This is a genomic window from Nocardia aegles, assembly GCF_052545135.1.
Window position 1 is genome coordinate 271,268 of record NZ_JBQWRI010000007.1, and the last position, 16,901, is coordinate 288,168.

Annotated in this window: 15 protein-coding genes and 3 tRNA genes; 9 read left to right on the forward strand and 9 right to left on the reverse strand. The window is 67.9% G+C overall.

Features of this window, described 5'->3' with window-relative positions:
• Positions 1–23: 23 nt before the first annotated feature.
• On the reverse strand, positions 24–626 hold the full coding sequence (locus ACT89H_RS20775; protein WP_445110279.1) for a bacterial proteasome activator family protein: 603 nt from the start codon (positions 624–626) through the stop codon (positions 24–26).
• 251 nt (positions 627–877) lie between these two features.
• Between ACT89H_RS20775 and ACT89H_RS20780 the strand changes: the two genes are divergently transcribed.
• A complete protein-coding gene (locus tag ACT89H_RS20780; RefSeq protein ID WP_445110280.1) occupies positions 878–2,080 on the forward strand; it encodes a cysteine desulfurase-like protein in 1,203 nt (400 codons plus the stop codon).
• 7 nt (positions 2,081–2,087) lie between these two features.
• Here the strand turns inward: ACT89H_RS20780 and ACT89H_RS20785 are convergent, their stop codons facing one another.
• Positions 2,088–3,092 (reverse strand): NAD(P)H-quinone oxidoreductase, encoded by a 1,005-nt coding sequence (locus ACT89H_RS20785; protein ID WP_445110281.1) that lies wholly within the window; start codon positions 3,090–3,092, stop codon positions 2,088–2,090.
• A gap of 117 nt (positions 3,093–3,209) precedes the next feature.
• Here ACT89H_RS20785 and ACT89H_RS20790 point away from each other — a divergent pair, with 117 nt between their 5' ends.
• The 5 genes from ACT89H_RS20790 (at position 3,210) to ACT89H_RS20810 (ending at position 7,513) form a co-directional block, all read left to right on the forward strand.
• On the forward strand, positions 3,210–4,388 hold the full coding sequence (locus ACT89H_RS20790) for a lactate 2-monooxygenase (RefSeq protein ID WP_445110282.1): 1,179 nt from the start codon (positions 3,210–3,212) through the stop codon (positions 4,386–4,388).
• Positions 4,389–4,519: 131 nt separating this feature from the next.
• Entirely contained in the window at positions 4,520–4,930 is a 411-nt protein-coding gene (locus ACT89H_RS20795; protein ID WP_445110385.1) for a MarR family winged helix-turn-helix transcriptional regulator, read from the forward strand.
• A gap of 24 nt (positions 4,931–4,954) precedes the next feature.
• Positions 4,955–5,039 (forward strand) — tRNA-Ser (locus ACT89H_RS20800).
• 284 nt (positions 5,040–5,323) lie between these two features.
• The gene (gene nicT / locus ACT89H_RS20805) at positions 5,324–6,370 is read left to right on the forward strand and encodes a Nickel transporter NicT (RefSeq protein WP_498049539.1); all 1,047 of its coding nucleotides are present in this window, start codon (positions 5,324–5,326) and stop codon (positions 6,368–6,370) included.
• Between the two features lie 72 nt (positions 6,371–6,442).
• Positions 6,443–7,513 (forward strand): alpha/beta hydrolase, encoded by a 1,071-nt coding sequence (locus ACT89H_RS20810; protein ID WP_445110283.1) that lies wholly within the window; start codon positions 6,443–6,445, stop codon positions 7,511–7,513.
• A gap of 18 nt (positions 7,514–7,531) precedes the next feature.
• Here the strand turns inward: ACT89H_RS20810 and hisC are convergent, their stop codons facing one another.
• Positions 7,532–8,605: a histidinol-phosphate transaminase gene (hisC, locus tag ACT89H_RS20815; protein ID WP_445110284.1), complete on the reverse strand. Its 1,074-nt coding sequence runs from the start codon at positions 8,603–8,605 to the stop codon at positions 7,532–7,534.
• Between the two features lie 118 nt (positions 8,606–8,723).
• On the opposite strand from hisC, the gene ACT89H_RS20820 reads away from it, so the two are divergent.
• The 3 genes from ACT89H_RS20820 to ACT89H_RS20830 all read left to right on the forward strand — a co-directional run bounded on the left by ACT89H_RS20820 (position 8,724) and on the right by ACT89H_RS20830 (position 9,712).
• Positions 8,724–9,428 (forward strand): dienelactone hydrolase family protein, encoded by a 705-nt coding sequence (locus tag ACT89H_RS20820; RefSeq protein ID WP_445110285.1) that lies wholly within the window; start codon positions 8,724–8,726, stop codon positions 9,426–9,428.
• 88 nt (positions 9,429–9,516) lie between these two features.
• Positions 9,517–9,606 (forward strand) — tRNA-Ser (locus ACT89H_RS20825).
• A gap of 33 nt (positions 9,607–9,639) precedes the next feature.
• Positions 9,640–9,712, forward strand: a tRNA-Arg gene (locus ACT89H_RS20830).
• 411 nt (positions 9,713–10,123) lie between these two features.
• Here the strand turns inward: ACT89H_RS20830 and ACT89H_RS20835 are convergent.
• The 6 genes from ACT89H_RS20835 to ACT89H_RS20860 are packed head-to-tail and all read right to left on the reverse strand — an operon-like array spanning position 10,124 to position 16,893.
• Complete coding sequence (locus tag ACT89H_RS20835; RefSeq protein ID WP_445110286.1) at positions 10,124–11,248, reverse strand: MSMEG_0565 family glycosyltransferase; 1,125 nt, start codon at positions 11,246–11,248, stop codon at positions 10,124–10,126.
• The gene (locus ACT89H_RS20840; protein WP_445110287.1) at positions 11,248–12,099 is read right to left on the reverse strand and encodes a carbon-nitrogen hydrolase family protein; all 852 of its coding nucleotides are present in this window, start codon (positions 12,097–12,099) and stop codon (positions 11,248–11,250) included. The genes ACT89H_RS20835 and ACT89H_RS20840 overlap by 1 nt, the downstream gene beginning before the upstream one ends.
• A 9-nt stretch (positions 12,100–12,108) precedes the next feature.
• Positions 12,109–13,380, reverse strand: coding sequence for an MSMEG_0569 family flavin-dependent oxidoreductase (locus tag ACT89H_RS20845; RefSeq protein WP_445110288.1), 1,272 nt, complete (start codon positions 13,378–13,380; stop codon positions 12,109–12,111).
• 51 nt (positions 13,381–13,431) lie between these two features.
• A complete protein-coding gene (locus ACT89H_RS20850) occupies positions 13,432–14,355 on the reverse strand; it encodes a carbon-nitrogen hydrolase family protein (protein ID WP_445110289.1) in 924 nt (307 codons plus the stop codon).
• The gene (locus ACT89H_RS20855) at positions 14,352–15,833 is read right to left on the reverse strand and encodes an MSMEG_0567/sll0787 family protein (RefSeq protein WP_445110290.1); all 1,482 of its coding nucleotides are present in this window, start codon (positions 15,831–15,833) and stop codon (positions 14,352–14,354) included. Before ACT89H_RS20855 ends, ACT89H_RS20850 begins: the two co-directional genes overlap by 4 nt.
• Before the next feature lies 1 nt (position 15,834).
• The gene (locus ACT89H_RS20860) at positions 15,835–16,893 is read right to left on the reverse strand and encodes an MSMEG_0568 family radical SAM protein (RefSeq protein WP_445110291.1); all 1,059 of its coding nucleotides are present in this window, start codon (positions 16,891–16,893) and stop codon (positions 15,835–15,837) included.
• Between the last annotated feature and the right edge of the window lie 8 nt (positions 16,894–16,901).

The following is a 16,901-nucleotide window of genomic DNA, read 5'->3' on the forward strand; positions in this document are numbered from 1 at the left end:
GTGGCACACGCGCGTCGCCGGTCTCACAGGTACTGGCCGGAACCGCCGGTGACGTGGCCGGCCTGGCTGCCGCGCGGGTCGGCGGCGTTGAGGCCGGGCGGCAGCGCGCCCTGGCGCATCTGTTCGAGCTGGGCGCGCGCGGCCATCTGCTGGGCGAACAGCGCGGTCTGGATGCCGTGGAACAGGCCCTCCAGCCAGCCGACCAGCTGGGCCTGCGCGATCCGCAGCTCGGCGTCGGACGGGACGGCGTCGTCGGTGAACGGCAGGGTGAGCCGCTCGAGCTCTTCGCGCAGTTCAGGGGCGAGACCCTGCTCCAGCTCGCGCACCGAGGAGGTGTGGATCTCCTTGAGACGATTGCGGCTGGCCTCGTCCAGCGGAGCGGCGCGCACCTCCTCGAGCAGTTGCTTGATCATGGTGCCGATCCGCATGACCTTCGCGGGCTGCTCGACCATGTCGGCGAGCGATTCGCCGGAGTCGTCCCGGTCACCCGACTTGTCCTTGTCATCGTCGGTCACCACCTGCGCGGTGAACGGCGCCTCCGATCCGGCTGCCGCCGGGATGGCCAACGGCCTGCCGTCGGGTCCGACAACGACGATATGGTCCGGTGCCTCATCCGAGTGCGTCATGGTCCCTATCATGTCGTGTCCGCTCGGAAGGCGCTAAGCCGGTGTTCCGCAGCGGGCCCACCGGGCAGGGTCCGGCGCGTATCGCGGGTACGCGCCGCCGTGGGAGTCGGCGTTCTATCCTGTTCGGGTCGTGCGGTTCGGATTTGTCGAAAGTCGGTCGCCATGCTGAGTCCCAGGTCGCTGTGCTCTCGCCACGATGTGGAGGGGAACGCGGTTACACAGGCTCGCCCGCTGCCCTTAGAGTGGCCAGCATGACTTACGACGTCGCGCGGGTTCGGGGCCTGATACCGTCCCTGGGCGACGGCTGGATCCATCTCGACCCGCAAGCGGGGATGCTGGTTCCGGACGCGGTATCCCGCGCTGTTTCAACAGGTTTCCGAACCTCCTCCTTCTCGCATATCGGCCGGACCGCCGCGGCCGTACGCAGTGCGGCGATTCTGGACGCGGCCCGCGAGGCCGTGGCCGACCTGGTCGGCGGCGACCCGGCGGGTGTCGTGCTCGGCCCCGACCGCGCGGTCCTGCTGGCCTGGCTCGCCGAATCGCTGAGCTCCCGCCTCGGCCTGGGCACCGGCATCGTGCTGTCCCGGCTGGACGACGAGGCCAATGTCGCGCCGTGGCTGCGCATCGCCAACCGCTACGGCGCGCACGTGCGCTGGGCCGAGGTGGAGATCGAGACCTGCGAGATGCCGTCCTGGCAGTTCGAGGAACTGATCGGCCCCACGGCACGGCTGGTGGCGCTCACCGCCGCCTCGCCCATCGTCGGCTCGGCGCCCGCCGTGCGGGTGGCCGCGGACCGGGTGCACGAGGTGGGCGGCCTGCTGGTGGCGGACGCGTTCGGCGCCGCACCGTATGCCCTGATCGATATCGAGGAACTGAACGCCGACGTCGTCGCGTTGAGCGCACCGGCTTGGGGCGGTCCGCAGATCGGCGCGCTGGTCTTCCGCGATCCCGCGTTCCTGGACCGGATCCCGTCCATGTCGCTCAACCCCTACGCGAAGGGCGCCGAGCGGCTCGAGGTCGGCGGGCACCAGTACGCGCTGCTCGCGGGCCTGACCACCTCGATCGACTTCCTGGCCGGGCTGGACGAGCGGGCGCGCGGCACCCGGCGCCAGCGCCTGGAGATGTCGATCACCTCGTTGCAGGACTACCACGACCATCTGTTCGAGCACTTGATGAGCATGCTCGACTCGATCCCCAGCCTCACCGTGATCGGCCGCGCCTCCACCCGCATTCCCACGGTCAGCTTCACGCTCGCGGGCATGCAGGCGGAGAAGGTCGCGGCGAAGCTCGCCGACAACCGGATCGGCACGGTCAGCGGCGTGCACGGCGGCAGCAGGCTGCTGGACGCACTCGGCGTCAACGACGAGGGCGGTGCGGTGACCATCGGCCTCGCGCCCTACACCACCAAGTTCGAGATCGATCAGCTCGGCCGGGCGCTGCTGGCGCTGGAGTGAGCGGCGCTCACAGTTCCGCCACCCGCAGCACGACCTTGCCGAACGCCTCGCCGGACTCCAGCAGCCGGTGCGCTTCGGCGGCCTCCTCGATCGGCAGTTCGGCCGCGATGACGGGCGCCACCGTGCCGTCGGCGATCAACGGCCACAGCTGCCCGCGCACCTCGGCCACGATCTCGGCTTTGCTGCCCGCGCCGGTCGCTGGCCGCCCGCGCACGTTGGTGGCGTGGACGGTGCCCCATTTGCGCAGCAGGGCGCCCAGGTTCAATTCGGCGCTGACGCCGCCCTGCATGCCGATCACCACGAGGCGGCCGTGCTCGGCCAGCGCGTCGACGTTGCGTCCCAGGTAGGCCGCGCCCATGTTGTCGAGGATGACGTCCGCGCCAGGGCTGCCCGTGGCGGAGCGCTCGGCGCGTACCGCGGCGACGAAGTCGTCTTCCTTGTAGTTGATCAGCAGGTCCGCCCCGAGCTCCGCGCAGCGCGCCAGCTTCTCGGCCGATCCCGCGGTCACCGCGACACGCGCGCCGAGGGCTTTGGCGACCTGGATGGCGTGCGTGCCGATTCCGCTGCCGCCGCCGTGGATCAGCACCAGCTGGCCGGCCCGCAGACCCGCGGTCATCACCAGGTTCGACCACACGGTGGCCGCCACTTCGGGCAGCCCGGCCGACGCGCCCAGGTCGAGGCTGTCCGGAACCGGAAGCACCTGGGTGGCGGGTACGACGACCCGCTCGGCATAGCCGCCGCCGGACAGCAGCGCGCACACTCGGTCGCCGACCGCCCAGTCGCGGACTCCGTCGCCGATTCCGGCGATCACGCCGGAGCATTCCAGGCCGAGCAGGGGGCTGGCTCCCGGCGGGGACGGGTAATAGCCCTGACGCTGCAACAGATCGGCCCGGTTGACGCCCGCGGCGGCCACCTCGATCAGCACGTCGCCGTGTCCCGGCGTCGGCTCCGGCACCTCGGACAAGATCATGACCTCGGGACCGCCGGAACCGTTCAGATCTATCGCGCGCACCCTGCCATAGTGCTCCGCGCGGACGGACGGCTGCGCGCTGACCCCCCGAGCCGGCTTTTCCGGACCGATCCGGCAAGCGGCCTGCGGTCACCGGCACCACGGACTAGCGTTCCGGTGATGAGCGGCGGCTTCATCGATTTCCAGAACGAGATCTATCTCGGGGGCCTGGGTGGCGTGACACCTGAATTGCCCATGACCGCAGCAGGTTTGGAGTCGCTGGCGCAGCAGCGGCTGGATCCGGCCGCTTTCGCCTACCTGGCGGGCAGCGCGTCCGCGGAGCGCACCGCCGCGGCCAACCGGTCCGCCTTCGACCGCTACCGCATCTTGCCGCGGATGCTGCGCGGCTCCACCGGCCCCGGCGAGCGGGATCTGTCCGTCGAGGTGCTCGGCACGAAACTGGCCGCGCCCGTGCTCACCGCGCCGGTCGGCGTCCTGGAACTGCTGCACGAGGGCGGCGAGGTGATCGTGGCCGAGGTGACCAAGGAACTCGGCATCGGTACCGTGCTGTCCACCGCCGCCTCCTCGACCATCGAGGATGTCGGCGCGGCCGCCGGTGCCTGGTGGTACCAGCTGTACTGGCCCGCCGACGACGACCTGGCCTGCTCCTTCGTTCGGCGCGCCGAACGAGCCGGGGCCTCGGCGATCATAGTCACCGTGGACGCCCCGGTCCTCGGCTGGCGGCCGCGCGACCTGGAACAGGCGCACCTGCCGTTCTTGCACGGCAAGGGCATCGCCAACTACCTGTCCGATCCGGTCTTCCGGGCCAAACTGCCCACCGCGCCGGAGGAGAGCGAGGAGGCGATGCGGACGGCCATCCTCACCTGGGCAGGGCTGTTCGGCAACCACACGTTGCGGCTCGCCGACGTCGCGCGCCTGCGCGAATGGACGGACCTCCCGATCGCGGTGAAGGGCATCCTGCACCCCGACGACGCCCGTCAGGCGGTGGATGCCGGTGCCGACGCGGTGGTGGTGAGCAATCACGGCGGCCGTCAGCTGGATGGCTCGATCGCGGCGCTGGACGCGCTGCCCGCGGTCGTTGCCACCATCGGCGATCGCGCCGACGTGCTGTTCGACTCCGGCCTGCGCACCGGTTCCGACGTGCTCGTCGCGCTGGCCTTGGGCGCGAAGGCGGTGCTGTACGGGCGGCCGTGGGCCTACGGCCTCGGGTTGGCAGGAGCCACGGGGGTCCGGCACGCGCTGCGCACCGTGCTCGCCGATTTCGACTCCGCGCTCGGCCTCGCCGGCTGCACGAGCCCGGCCGCGGTGGACCGCGCACTGCTGTCCACGGTGCGCTGACCTGCGATAGTTGCCCATTTCCGCACTTCGCCGCGCATAGAATGACCACCGTGCATCCCGAATCGATCGGTCGCGTCGTGACCGAGCCGCGTTGGCTCACCCCGGCGCAGCAGCGGGCCTGGCGCGCCTACATGGACGGCCACCAGCGCCTGATGACGGCGCTGAATCGTCAGCTACAACGGGACAGCGACCTGACCGTCGCCGAATACCGAATCCTCGTCCTGCTCTCCGAGGCGCCCGACCGCTCGTTGCGGATGAGCGAACTGGCCGACGGCGTGCTGTCCTCGCGCAGCAAGCTGACCCATCAGATCCGGCGGCTCGAGGCGCAGAAGATGGTCCGCCGCAACACCTGCCTGGAGGATGGCCGCGGCGTGCTCGCCGAACTCACCGACGAGGGCCTGCGCCGGCTGCGAGCCGCCGCGCCCGGCCACGTCGAAGCCGTCCGCCGCCACTTCATCGACCTGCTCGCCCCAGCCCAGCTCGAGGCGATCGCCGACGTCTTCGAACGCGTCGACGAGGAAATCGGCAAGCACGCTCCCTGAACCGTCCGCTACGATCAGGTCCCTGGAGACGTGGCAGAGCGGCCGAATGCACTCGCCTTGAAAGCGAGCGTCGCGAGAGCGACCGGGGGTTCAAATCCCTCCGTCTCCGCTGCACTCCTCGCTTCCCCATGTCCAGGGAAGGCGTGAGCAGGGGTCGTTTCGCTATGTGTTGGGTGCGTGCAACCCCACCCACTCGGCGGGCTTCCGCCCCCGGACACGGCCTATGGTCGTTCGGGGCGTGCTGGAGCGCGCCACTGGGTCAGCCTGCTGCGCGAGGGACAGCACGCCGTTGTGCCGGATGTGATTTGCTGGATCGACCGGAGACGCGGACCGGTGTCGGTGCGGTCGAGTATCGTTGGCAGGTCTGCATTTCGGGGGTCGAGGGGTTCGCTCGTGCGCAGTGTCATCGGAATGGCCGTCACCGTCCTCGCTCTTCACGTTCTCGGCTGGGGGACACTTCTGCTGCTCGTCGCTCCGGGCCACTATGTGATCGACGGTTCGGTGTTCGGCGTCGGTCTCGGTGTGACGGCGTACACGCTCGGCATGCGGCACGCGTTCGATGCCGACCACATCGCCGCCATCGACAACACGACGCGAAAACTGGTGGCGGACAGCGGGCAGCGGGTGCAAACGGTCGGCTTCTGGTTCGCGCTCGGTCACTCCAGTGTGGTGTTCGCGCTCGTGGGGTTGCTCGCGTTCGGTGTGCGGGCGTTCGCCTCCAGCTTGGCGGACGAGGATTCGGCTCTGCAACGCTGGACGGGACTGTGGGGCACCAGCGTCTCCGGCACGTTCCTGATCCTGATCGGTTTGCTCAATCTCGCATCGCTGGTGGGAATCTGGCGGGTGTTCCGGCAGCTGCGCCGCGGCGAATTCGACGAGGCGCAGCTGGAAAAGCAGCTGGACAGCCGGGGGCTGCTCAACCGGGTGCTACGGCCGGTCCTCGGCCTGGTTCGCAAGCCGCGGCACATGTACCCGGTGGGCGTGCTGTTCGGCCTCGGATTCGACACCGTCACCGAGGTCGGACTGCTCGTGATCGCGGGCGGCGCGGCGGCGACCGGGCTGCACTGGTACTCGATTCTGGTGCTGCCGGTGCTGTTCTCGGCCGGCATGGCGCTGTTCGACTCGCTGGACAGTTCGTTCATGAGCTTCGCCTACGACTGGGCCTTCGCCGAGCCGGTGCGCAAGATCTACTACAACCTGGTGATCACGGGACTCTCGGTGGCAGTGGCGCTGTTGATCGGCGGGCAGGAGATCGTCTCCATCGTCGCCGATCGGCTCGAGATCGAATCGGGCGTCGTCGCCTGGATCGGGAATCTCGATCTGGGCGATCTCGGATACATCGTCGTCGGGCTGTTCGTGCTCACCTGGGCGGTCGCCGCCGCGGTGTGGCGTTTCGCCGGAGTGGAGCGGCGCTGGCAGGACGGCCTCACCGCACGGTGAATGCGCTGCTCGGCCCGCGATCCGGCGACGATCTTTCTTCGGCCGATCGATGTCTCTGGCAGGATGGTTCGCATGCTGTGTCGCGGGGTGCGGCGTTGGCTTTCCAGCGCCCTGATCAGTGCCGCACTCGTCTCCGGTGTGGTGTCATTCGGTGCTCCTCAGGTCACGGCAGCGCCCGGCAATCCGCCGCCGGGCAACACCGGTTCCTCGGACGGTCCCGGCCCGGCCGAGCCGACCAGTAAGCAGCCCTCGACGCCGCGGATCGAGCGCGTCGAACCGATCAACGATCGGTGGCTGCGGGTCTACGTCGCCTCGCCCGCGATGAGCCGGGTGGTCGAGGTGCAGGTGCTGCTGCCGCGCGACCAGTCGCGCCCGCGTCCCACCATCTACATGCTCGACGGCCGCAGCGCGAGCCCCGACAGCAACAACTGGACCGAACTCGGGCACGCCGACCGTTTCTACGCCGACAAGGACGTCAACGTCGTACTCACCGTCGGGGGGCCGGCCAGCTTCTACACCGACTGGCAGCAGCCCGACCCGGTGCTCGGCACCAACAAGTGGGAGACGTTCCTGACCAAGGAGCTGCCTCCGCTGATCGACGCGAAGTTCGACGGCAACGGCACCAACGCGGTGATGGGCGTCTCGATGGGCGCGGAGGCCGCGATGATGCTCGCGTTCCGGCGGCCGACGCTCTACAAGGCGATCGCGGCGCACAGCGGCTGCTTCTCGATGGGCACCGACATCGGTCAGGCGCAGGCGCGGGCCGTGGTGGCCACCTACATGGGCGAGCCGGACAATATGTTCGGCAAGCGGGACGACCCCGAGTGGCTGGCGCACGACGTCACCCTGCACGCGGACGCGTTGCGGGGCAAGACGATCTACCTGTCGGTCGGAAGCGGTCTGCCCGGCGTGCACGACGTACCGGGGACGCCGAACGTAGACCTGCCCAGCACGATCACGTTCGGCGGCCCGCTGGAGGCCGCGACCAACGCCTGCACGCTGCGGCTCACCGAACGGCTGCGCTCGCTCGGCATCCCGGTCACCGCGCACTTCCGGGCCACCGGCACGCATTCCTGGCCGTACTGGGAGGACGAACTCGCGCTCTCCTGGCCCGTCATCGCACCCGCGATCGGCGTCCGCTAACCCCGAGCTAACCCCCCGCTAACCCAGGAACCGGGCCAGCACCTCCGGTTCACCGGCGAAGCTCAGGAACAGATCGTTCTCGTGCGGGTCGCCGATGGTGACGCGCACCCCGTCGGCCCCGTACGGGCGCACCAGCACCCCGGCCGCCGCGCTGGCCTCGCCGAACTCGGCGCTGCGCGCCCCCAGCGGCAGCCACACGAAGTTCGCCTCACTCGGTGGTACCGGGTACCCCGCCGCCACCAGCGCGTCGCGCACCCGTTCGCGTTCGACGACCAGAGGGTCGGTGCGATCGAGCAATTCATGGCGTGCCTCCAGCGACGCGATCGCCGCCGCCTGCGCGAGCCGGCTCACGCTGAACGGGATGTGCACCTTCAGCAGCGCCGTGATCACGGCCGGATCGCCCACCGCGTAGCCCACCCGCAGCCCGGCCAGGCCGTATGCCTTGGAGAAGGTGCGCAGCACAACCACGTTGGGCCTGGTCCGGCCGATCTCGACACCGTCGGGGTGGTCGGCGAGCCGTACGTATTCGTAGTACGCCTCGTCCAGCACCACCAGCACGTGCGACGGCACCGCGTCCAGGAACCGGACCAGCTCGGTTCCGCCGACCGCGGTGCCGGTCGGGTTGTTCGGGTTGCACACGAAGATCAACTTGGTCCGCTCGGTGACAGCGGCGGCCAGCGCGTCCAGATCGTGCACCTGACCGGCCGTGAGCGGCACCTGCACCGCGGTGGCGTTGCCCACCTTCGTCACGATCGGGTACGCCTCGAACGAGCGCCACGCGAACAGCACCTCGTCCGACGGGGACGAGCAGGTGATCTGCACCAGTTCCTGGCACAGCGCCACGCTGCCGCAGCCGACCGCGACATTCTCTAAGCCGACGCCGAGGAACTCGGCCAGCGCCGTCCGCAGCTCGGTGGACTGGTTGTCCGGATACCGGTTGGCCAGCTCGGCGGCTTCGGCGATGGCTTTGGCGGCGGCGGGCAGCGGACCGATGGTCGTCTCGTTGCTGGCCAGCTTGACCGCGCCGGGATTGCTGCGGCCGGGGGTGTACGCCGGGATCGATTCGAGATCCGGCCGGATTCGCGCTGTCACACTCCAACCCTAATCGGCGCCGGGAAAAGCCCGATCGGCGTACCGGAAATTTCTCTGGGATATCGGCCCCCACGTGCAATTTCTACCGCAGATCAGCAACTCGCCCTACGCTGGTTTCATGTCGGGCACCTACGACGATATGGCCCCGCTGCGGGCAAGCGACCAGGACGACGAGCGGCCGACCCGCGGTGGGCAGGTGCCCATCACGGTGGTGGAGCCGGAAGGAAACGCCCGCGGCGGGATCGTCCTGCTGCACGAGTCGCGCGAGTTCACCGGCGCGTTGCGCGACCTGATGAACGCGCTGGCCGGCGAGGGCTGGACGGTGATCGCGCCCAAACTCTTCCATCGGACGGACGAAGACCCCTGCACCGGCGTCTTCGGCGACGAACTGTTCGAGGACTTCGACGCCTGCTTCGACTGGCTCACCCGGCGCGGAGTGTTCCCCGACACCATCGGCGTGCTCGGCTTCGACTCCGCGGGCACCGCCGCGTTCCTGGTCGCCACCAATCGGCCGATCGGCGCCGCGGTGAGCGTCGCGGCGCACGGCATCACCCAGCCGCTCACCGACCAGGCCGACGCCCTCGTGCGCGCCGCTCCCAACCTGCAAGCCCCGTGGCTCGGCCTGTTCGGCGTCGACGATCCGGCCACCCCGCCCGCCCAGGTCGACCAGCTACGCGACGCGACCGCCCGCGCCGCGGTCGCCAGCCTCGTGGTCACCTACCCCGGCCTGCACCACCGCGCCGACACCTCCGAAGCGGACGACGGCGACGCGGTCGATTCACAGACCAGAATCTTCGATTGGTTCGACAGCAACCTACGCTGACCAGCCGTTTTGTGATCTGGTCGGTAGCTGCTGTAACCTTTCTGCTCGGCGGTTCGAAAGGACCGGTGCCCTCGAAGAGAAGGCTCCAGGAGGCGTGCCAGAGCGGCCGAATGGGACTCACTGCTAATGAGTTGTCCCTTCACGGGGACCGGAGGTTCAAATCCTCTCGCCTCCGCCACCCCGGGTAACCGGGTACAACTGAATAACACATGCGCCCGTAGCTCAACGGATAGAGCATCTGACTACGGATCAGAAGGTTAGGGGTTCGAATCCCTTCGGGCGCACACAGGCAGAAGGCCTCTCCAGGGACAGCGGAGGGGCCTTCTGGCTATTCGATGACGCCGCCATCTGGCGCGCGTGGCGTGACGCTACCCTCGCATCCGGGTCCGACAAGTAACGAAGCCACTGAGCGGTGGAGTACCGGCGACCACCACATACTGAGCCCGCTCCAACTCCATCCCACCCGGCTCCCGTGCCGCATCCAGGCGATTTGAATCGCCAACCGGACCACGTGACAGTACAAGGCGCAGGCGGCGGCATTCATCATCGACGAGGGACGGCCGGTGGCCGAAGTGGCACGCTACGGCCGGCGCCGACATCGTCATGTGTTGGCAAGGGCGGCTGAAGTTTGACATCCGCATGGGTCAGCGGGATTTTCACTGTCGCGTGCCTGTTGGACGATCCGGACCTGGATGTCACCGCTCACCGAACTTCCGGGCCAAAGCCGGATAGGGCTGTTGGGTGCGGTAGAAGTCGAGGTGTGCGGCTGCTGCGGCTTCCCAGCTGTAGCCTGCTGCTATGGCTCGGCCGTGTTGCGCGCGGGTGGGGTCGGGCTGTAGCGCTGCGGTGACAGCGGTGGCCATTCCATCGGGTGTTGCGGCGAATTCGACTGCTGTGCCGAATATTTCGCGCAGCACCGGGAGATCTCGGGCGACGACGGGGACTCCGGCGGCGAGGGCCTCCATGGCGGCCAACCCGAAGCCTTCCTTCGTGGAAAGGAATGGAAGCACGGCGGCACCGGCGACCAGGTAGGCGAGGTCGGTGTGGTCGATGGTGCCCAGGATGATCGGTTCGATGCCGAGTTGGGCTGCACGGAGGTCGAATTGGGTGCGGAAGTCGCGGTAGTCGAACAGTGTCTCGCCGCCGGCGATGACGAGTTGTAGGTCGGGGTGGTGGACGGTGGTGCGGGCGAAGGCTTCGAGGAGGTCGAGGCTTCCTTTGCGGGGTTCGATGCCGCCGACCGCGAGAATGTATCGCCCGAATCGTCGGTGCCAGCGTGCTCTGTGCGCCGTGGCAATGGGATCGGCAGTCGCGGCTGCGGCGAACCGGTGGTATTCGACGCCATTGGGGATGACGGCGGCTTGCAGGCCCCAACCTTCTCGCACTTCGTTCGCGACGGCTGCGGATACGCAGATCCGGGCATAAGGTTCGACGATGGCCCGCTCGTGACAGCGGGCCAGTTCCGGTGTGGCGAAGGTATCGAGATGGTGGATGGTACGGATGCACCGGCCAACCGCGTTTGCGCTGATGCAGTCCTGAGCGTGCACGATGTCGTAGTCGGATGGCGAAAACGCGTCGCGCAGCGCGTCGATGGACCGCGTGATCCGCTGGCCGACGGTTTCGTTCTCGGCGGCTTCGAAAGGAACGACCTGGATTTTCACCCGCGGATCGACGGGACGGAAGAATCGAGTGTCGCCGCCCCGTCCAAGGGTCCATACGGTGACTTCGGCGCCGGCTCTGGTGAGGGCTTCGGCCAGGTTGAGAGTGTGCACGACCCCGCCGCGCGGTTTGGTCGAATAGGTGAGTAGCGCGATATGCATCAGTGCCTGTTCTTGTCGGTGAGCAGGTTGTGGTAGGTGTCGGCACGGCGTTCCTCGAGATGTCTGAGGGTGCGCCGGGCTCGGTCCACTTCGGCGTCTATGTCGATGTCGGCAACGGCCAGGCCTCCCTTGGACCAGGTTTTGGCCAGGATGTCGCCGCCTGGGCCGACGATCTTGGCTTGGCCCAGAAAGCGGAGGTTGCCGGTGATGCCGGTTTGGTTGGCGGAAGCGAGTACGACCTGATTCTCGGCGGCGCGGGCCTGATCGTAGAGGTCGAACAACCGGGCTTGGCGGTCGCTGGGCAGGCGGGATGCTCGGTCGGTGGTGCTGGCGGGCCACGCCGAAAGGGTCGCGATCGTGCGTGCGCCGTCCAATGCCAGAACCCGTGCCGATTCGGGAAATGTCTTGTCGTAGTCGATCAGCATTCCCACTCGGCCCACCGGGGTGTCGAAGGCGTGGAAGCCATCACCAGCCGCGTAGACGAGATGCTCACCGGCGGGCTGGTGCACCTTACGGTGCCGACCTAGGATGCCGTCTCCGGTGAGGCATACCGCCGAGTTGTAACGGTGGCCGTCGGCGGTTTCGGCGTAGCCGACACACACGGTCATGGCACCGGCCATTCGGCACAGCAGCCGGATCTCGGGACCGTCGGGGTCAATGGCTTCAGGACCACTGTCGGGCGCTGGATTACGTAGGTCGCCGATATAGCCGCCCAACGTGGCGTCGGGCAGGACCAGCAGATCGGTGCCCTCGATGGCCAAACGATCGATGATGCCCGCGATCTTGCCGAGAGCGCGGGCGATATCGGCGCCGAAATGTCCGGCGACAGCGGCGATTCGGGTAACCGGCATAGGTGTGCCTCAGGCCGCGGCGGCCTTGCGGACCGCTGATTCGATCCGGTCGGCGAGGTACTCGGCGTCACGGGCAATGGCAGCGAACCGGCCCGAGCCCCAGGTGTGCAGCCACGGTAGCCCCAGAAAATACAGGCCAGGCGTAGCGGTGACGCCGCGGTTGTGGCAGGGGTGGCCTTCGCCATCGAACACGCCGACGCGCAGCCACCGGTAGTCGGTGCGATAGCCCACCGACCAGATCACCGAGGTGATGTTGTGGGAGGCCAAGTCGACTTCGGTGATCTCGTGTTCGGGCCGCCACACCGGAACGTAGCGCGGTTGCGTGGGGGCGTCGATGTGCATGCGGGCGATGTAGGCGTCGATGGAGTCCTTGATGCTTTCGGCCACAGCGTCGGCAGCATCGAGCGACTTTTCGAGGGTTGGTGCGAAATGCGCGGTGCCGTTGCGCACGTCGGTCATTCGTCCGTAGAGCGCCATGCCCTCGAGTGCGAATTGCCGAAGGTCGATGTCACGGCCACCGTCGCGGCCGGTGACATAGTGGTTGGTGTTCTCCCGTTTGCCGAGACCGCCGGGCTGTTCCTGAATCGGGATGTCGTAGTGGCCCATGTCGTGCAGCCACGCGACGCAGTCCCGGCCTCGATAGAAGCGGGCCACGCGCGGTGCGTCACCGGCGGCCAGATGTACTCGGCGGCCGTCGCGGTGCAGGTCCTCGGCGATCTGTGCACCGGATTGCCCGGTACCCACGACGAGCACCGCGCCGTCGGGCAGATGCGCGGCGCTGCGGTATTGCGCGGAATGCAGTTGATGGATCGATGCGGGCAGCTTCTCGGCGAAACGGGGCACGATCGGCACGTGGTAGCCGCCCGTGGCCACCACGACTTGATCGGCATGCAGTGGGCCGGTGGTTGTTTTGATGTCGAATCCGCCGTCCGGGGCCGGAACGAGCGAGAGCACCGCTATATGTTCGCGGACCGGCGGGTCGAAGGTGTCGACGTAGCGGCGCAGCCACTCGTACACCTCGCCACGCCGCATGAACCCGTGTGGGTCGGGGCCGTCGTAGCGATATCCCGGCAGCACGCACTGCCAATTGGGGGTGACGAGAGTGAAGTTTTCCCAGCGGCTGTCGTGCCACTCGTGGGCGATTGTGTCGCGCTCCAACACGACGTGGTCGATGCCTTGCGCGGCGAGGTGCCAGCTGACCGACAGTCCGGCCTGGCCGCCGCCGATGACAATGACATCGTGATGTTCGGAATCAACAGCGGAGTTGTCGTGGGCGATCATGGTTTTCCTCCGGCATTCGCTGACACGACGGTGGGTGGGTCGAATGTCATTTCAGGCACGGGTGGCCGCCATGGCGTCAGGCAGTAGCGGCTGTCCCACTACGCCGAATGGTTGAACCACCCGGTGGTAGAGCTCAGGGCGGCGGTCACCCAGGTTGTACATCCCGCCCTGCCGGGCCAGCCGCAGTGCCTCGCCGACATCGACGGTGGTGGTGGCCAGACCGGGGGCGGTACCGGTGGTAGCGAGCACATCGCCGCCGGGGCCGACGATCTTGGCGCTGCAGACGAAGCGCAGCGACCCGAAGGTGCCTGCCTGATTCGAGGCCACCCACACGAGCTGGTTCTCCACGGCCCGAGCCCGATCGAAGATGTCGAACCGTTGTGTCCAGCGGTCGTCGGCGAGTTGTTCGACGACGGCGGTGCGGGCAGTCGGCCATGCCGACAGCGAGGTGATGATCTCTGCTCCGTCCAGGGCGAGGCTGCGTGCCGCTTCGGGGAAAGCTTTGTCGTAACAGATCTGCATCCCCATCCGGCCGATCGGGGTGTCGAACGCTCGGTATTCGGAACCCGCTGCGTAGCAAAGGTTTTCGCCGAGAGGCTGGTGTACCTTGCGGTATGATCCGAGGATGCCGTCGCCGGTGAGCGTAACCGCCGCGTTGTATCGGGTGCTGCCGTCGGCTTCACAGAATCCCAGGGTGACGATGAGATCACCGGCCATACCCGCGATTCGCCGGAGTTCGGGGCCATCCAGTTCGAGGGCTGGTGGGAGGCTGCGTAGCCGGCGTTGCTTGGCTTCCTCTGTCTCGTCACCGCCGCCGAGGCTGGGCAGATAGCCGCCGAGGCATGCTTCCGGCAGTACCAGCAGATGGCTGCCGCGCTCGCGGGCCTGCCCGATCAATGCCGCGATGGTCGCATAGCATTCATCCATATCGCGGCCGAATTCCGCTGCGGCGACGGAGATGGTGACGTCGTTCATGATTCTCCCAGTCCGGTGACCGGGCCGGCCACCGCTTGTGTTGTTGTTCCGTCGGGCCACCGCAATCGCACTCCCGACGTGGGGGTCAGTACGCCGCACACCGCAGAGGTAGCTGGACCCGTGGGACCGATCGTTGCCCCGGCCCGGTCGGCGGTGAGCATGGCGAAACCCGGAAAGCAGGTGAGCCACTCGGCAAATGCGGTGTCGGCCGGTCGGGGGATCCGAGTGACATCGAGTTCGACGCCGACACCACTTGCTTCGGCGAGCATTCCCGCCGTGCCGACCAGACCCGCCATACTGACGTCCTTGGCGGCCGCCGGTGCGGTACGTGCGACAAAGCGAGCGAGTTCGCGCAGTTCCGAGCCGGTGCGTGCGGACGAGGAGTCCCACTGGCGGCCGCGATACCCGGGTCGCCAGCCGCCACCGAGATCGACGGTCAGCCGCAGCTCATGCCCGACCCTGCCCCCGCCGCCGGGTACTGGCTGTTCGGTTCGGCCCAGCGCTGTGACCGATAGCGCCGCCGGCACTCCCAGTTGGGTGTGGCCGCCCAGCACGGGTACACGCCAGGCATGGCTCGCCCGGGCCAGTGCGCGCATAAGGCGGTCCAACAGCGATCGGTTCGGTGCGGCGACCGCGTCGAGAAGACCGACTGGTTCGGCTCCCATCGCGGCTAGATCGTTGAGGTTGACCAGGGCGGCGCACCATCCCGCCCATTCCGGATCACGTTCGACCATCGACGGAATGATCGCGTCGCATGCAGCGATCAGATCACTGCTCGGCACGAGTGCACCGTCGTCGCCTCGGAATCCCTTGCCGCCCAATCCCCAAGGCTGGCCACCCAGCGGGGCAAGTGCCGATCCGAGCATCGCCTTGGTCGAGCGCGCGAGTCGTTCGATCCGGTCGATCGGCCAGGACATCCGCACGTGCGCGACTCCCGCGAGTTCGGTCTGACACAGTCGAATCCACCCGAGGCGGGTGAACATCGATTCGTACCGGGCTTGGACCGTAGCCTCGAAACGCAGCACGTTGTTGTCCTCCGCAAACGCGCAGGCCGCCCGAACCAGCGCCTGGCCAACCCCGCGGGCGTGGAGTCGGCGGTCCACGACCAGTCGGCTGCCAGTCCACCAACCGAGATCATCGGCGCTCGCCGGCGCCACCCGGACTCCGCCCAGCAGTGCCCCATCAGGTGCCAACGCCACCAGAACTCGGGTGCGCGGGTCATCGTCGATATCGTCTGCATCGCTACCGGCGAACAAACCCTGTTCTACGACGAAATGGTCGCGACGAAGCGCCCGATAGGTCGCCAACTGCCGACCGTCGGCCAGCCGGATGAGGTACCCGCTTCTGGCCGCCGCGGTGCCGGGAGCGCCGGACAACACGCAGTGGTCCGTGGATTCGCCTGCGCCAGACACATATTCAACCGAGGTGCGCGGTGTCGCATCTCCGACCAGGTAGGTGTCGATTCTACTGGCCGCCATCTCAACCTCCGGCGCTCTGCAGCACGCTGCAGGCTCCGCACGCCGCGCATCCGGCCTTCTGACCGCTACCGTGCATCCCGGCACGGCGCAGTTCAGCGGCGACGCGCCGGCTCACTTCAGCCAGCACCTGCGGTGCCGGTGGCCCGGCACCGTCGACATCGACCGCGAGAGTACCGGCCAGCGGGCGAAACGGTACAACGAACGGATAGACGCCCATCGCGATGAGTTCGCTTGCGCCAGCGACCAATTCGTCCGAGTCCTCGCCCAGCCCGACGAGCAGATAGGTCGACACTCGATTGCGGCCGAACACCCGCACGGCCTCGGTCCATGCGGCACGGTAGTCCGAAAGCGGGACCGTCGACTTACCGGGCATCCATCGCGCGCGGACGTGATCATCGAGCGATTCGACATGAATACCGATGGAATCCGCGCCGGCTTCCCGCAACTCGGTGAGTGCGGCCAGCTCGCTGGGTGGTTCGCATTGCACCTGGATCGGCAGCTGCGGCACCGCCGCCTTCACCGCCCGCACGCAACGCGCCAGATGCCGCGCGCCACGATCGGGTGCGGCCGAGGTTCCGGTTGTCATCACCATCTGGCGGACGCCATCGAGCCGAACCGCAGCCTCGGCCACCTCCGCGAGCTGCTCTGGGCGCTTGACCGCGATGGTGCTTCCGGCCGTCAGCGATGCCTCGATGGAGCAGAACCGGCAGCGCTGCTCCTCGTCGTAACGGACACAGGTCTGCACGACCGTTGTGGCCAGTACATCGGCGCCGTGCAGCTTCGCGATCTGGTCGTAGGCGATGCCATCCGCGGTGTGCAGGTCATAGAAGTGGGGACGCTGAACCGGCTCGATGACCATTCCGAGGTCGGTGCCGTCGAGTAGCAACCGGTTGTCGATGACCTCGTAGGGACTGTCGGACCGGATGGGGATGGCAGCGCCGACACCCCCGATCAGCACATGACCATCGTCGCTGGGACCGGCACCGGAGCGGCGCTGCACCGGCGCATCGGCACGGATACCAAGGAGTGCGAGATCTACCCGCGTGGACAAGTCGGCCATGGTTATCG

Bases quoted from the DNA above. Each gene is read 5' to 3' on its own strand.
- ACT89H_RS20775 (WP_445110279.1), bottom strand. From the start codon at position 626: ATGACGCACTCGGATGAGGCACCGGACCATATCGTCGTTGTCGGACCC.
- ACT89H_RS20780 (WP_445110280.1), top strand. From the start codon at position 878: ATGACTTACGACGTCGCGCGGGTTCGGGGCCTGATACCGTCCCTGGGC.
- ACT89H_RS20790 (WP_445110282.1), top strand. From the start codon at position 3,210: ATGAGCGGCGGCTTCATCGATTTCCAGAACGAGATCTATCTCGGGGGC.
- ACT89H_RS20795 (WP_445110385.1), top strand. From the start codon at position 4,520: ATGGACGGCCACCAGCGCCTGATGACGGCGCTGAATCGTCAGCTACAA.
- ACT89H_RS20810 (WP_445110283.1), top strand. From the start codon at position 6,443: ATGCTGTGTCGCGGGGTGCGGCGTTGGCTTTCCAGCGCCCTGATCAGT.
- ACT89H_RS20820 (WP_445110285.1), top strand. From the start codon at position 8,724: ATGTCGGGCACCTACGACGATATGGCCCCGCTGCGGGCAAGCGACCAG.
- ACT89H_RS20835 (WP_445110286.1), bottom strand. From the start codon at position 11,248: ATGCATATCGCGCTACTCACCTATTCGACCAAACCGCGCGGCGGGGTC.
- ACT89H_RS20840 (WP_445110287.1), bottom strand. From the start codon at position 12,099: ATGCCGGTTACCCGAATCGCCGCTGTCGCCGGACATTTCGGCGCCGAT.
- ACT89H_RS20845 (WP_445110288.1), bottom strand. From the start codon at position 13,380: ATGATCGCCCACGACAACTCCGCTGTTGATTCCGAACATCACGATGTC.
- ACT89H_RS20850 (WP_445110289.1), bottom strand. From the start codon at position 14,355: ATGAACGACGTCACCATCTCCGTCGCCGCAGCGGAATTCGGCCGCGAT.
- ACT89H_RS20855 (WP_445110290.1), bottom strand. From the start codon at position 15,833: ATGGCGGCCAGTAGAATCGACACCTACCTGGTCGGAGATGCGACACCG.
- ACT89H_RS20860 (WP_445110291.1), bottom strand. From the start codon at position 16,893: ATGGCCGACTTGTCCACGCGGGTAGATCTCGCACTCCTTGGTATCCGT.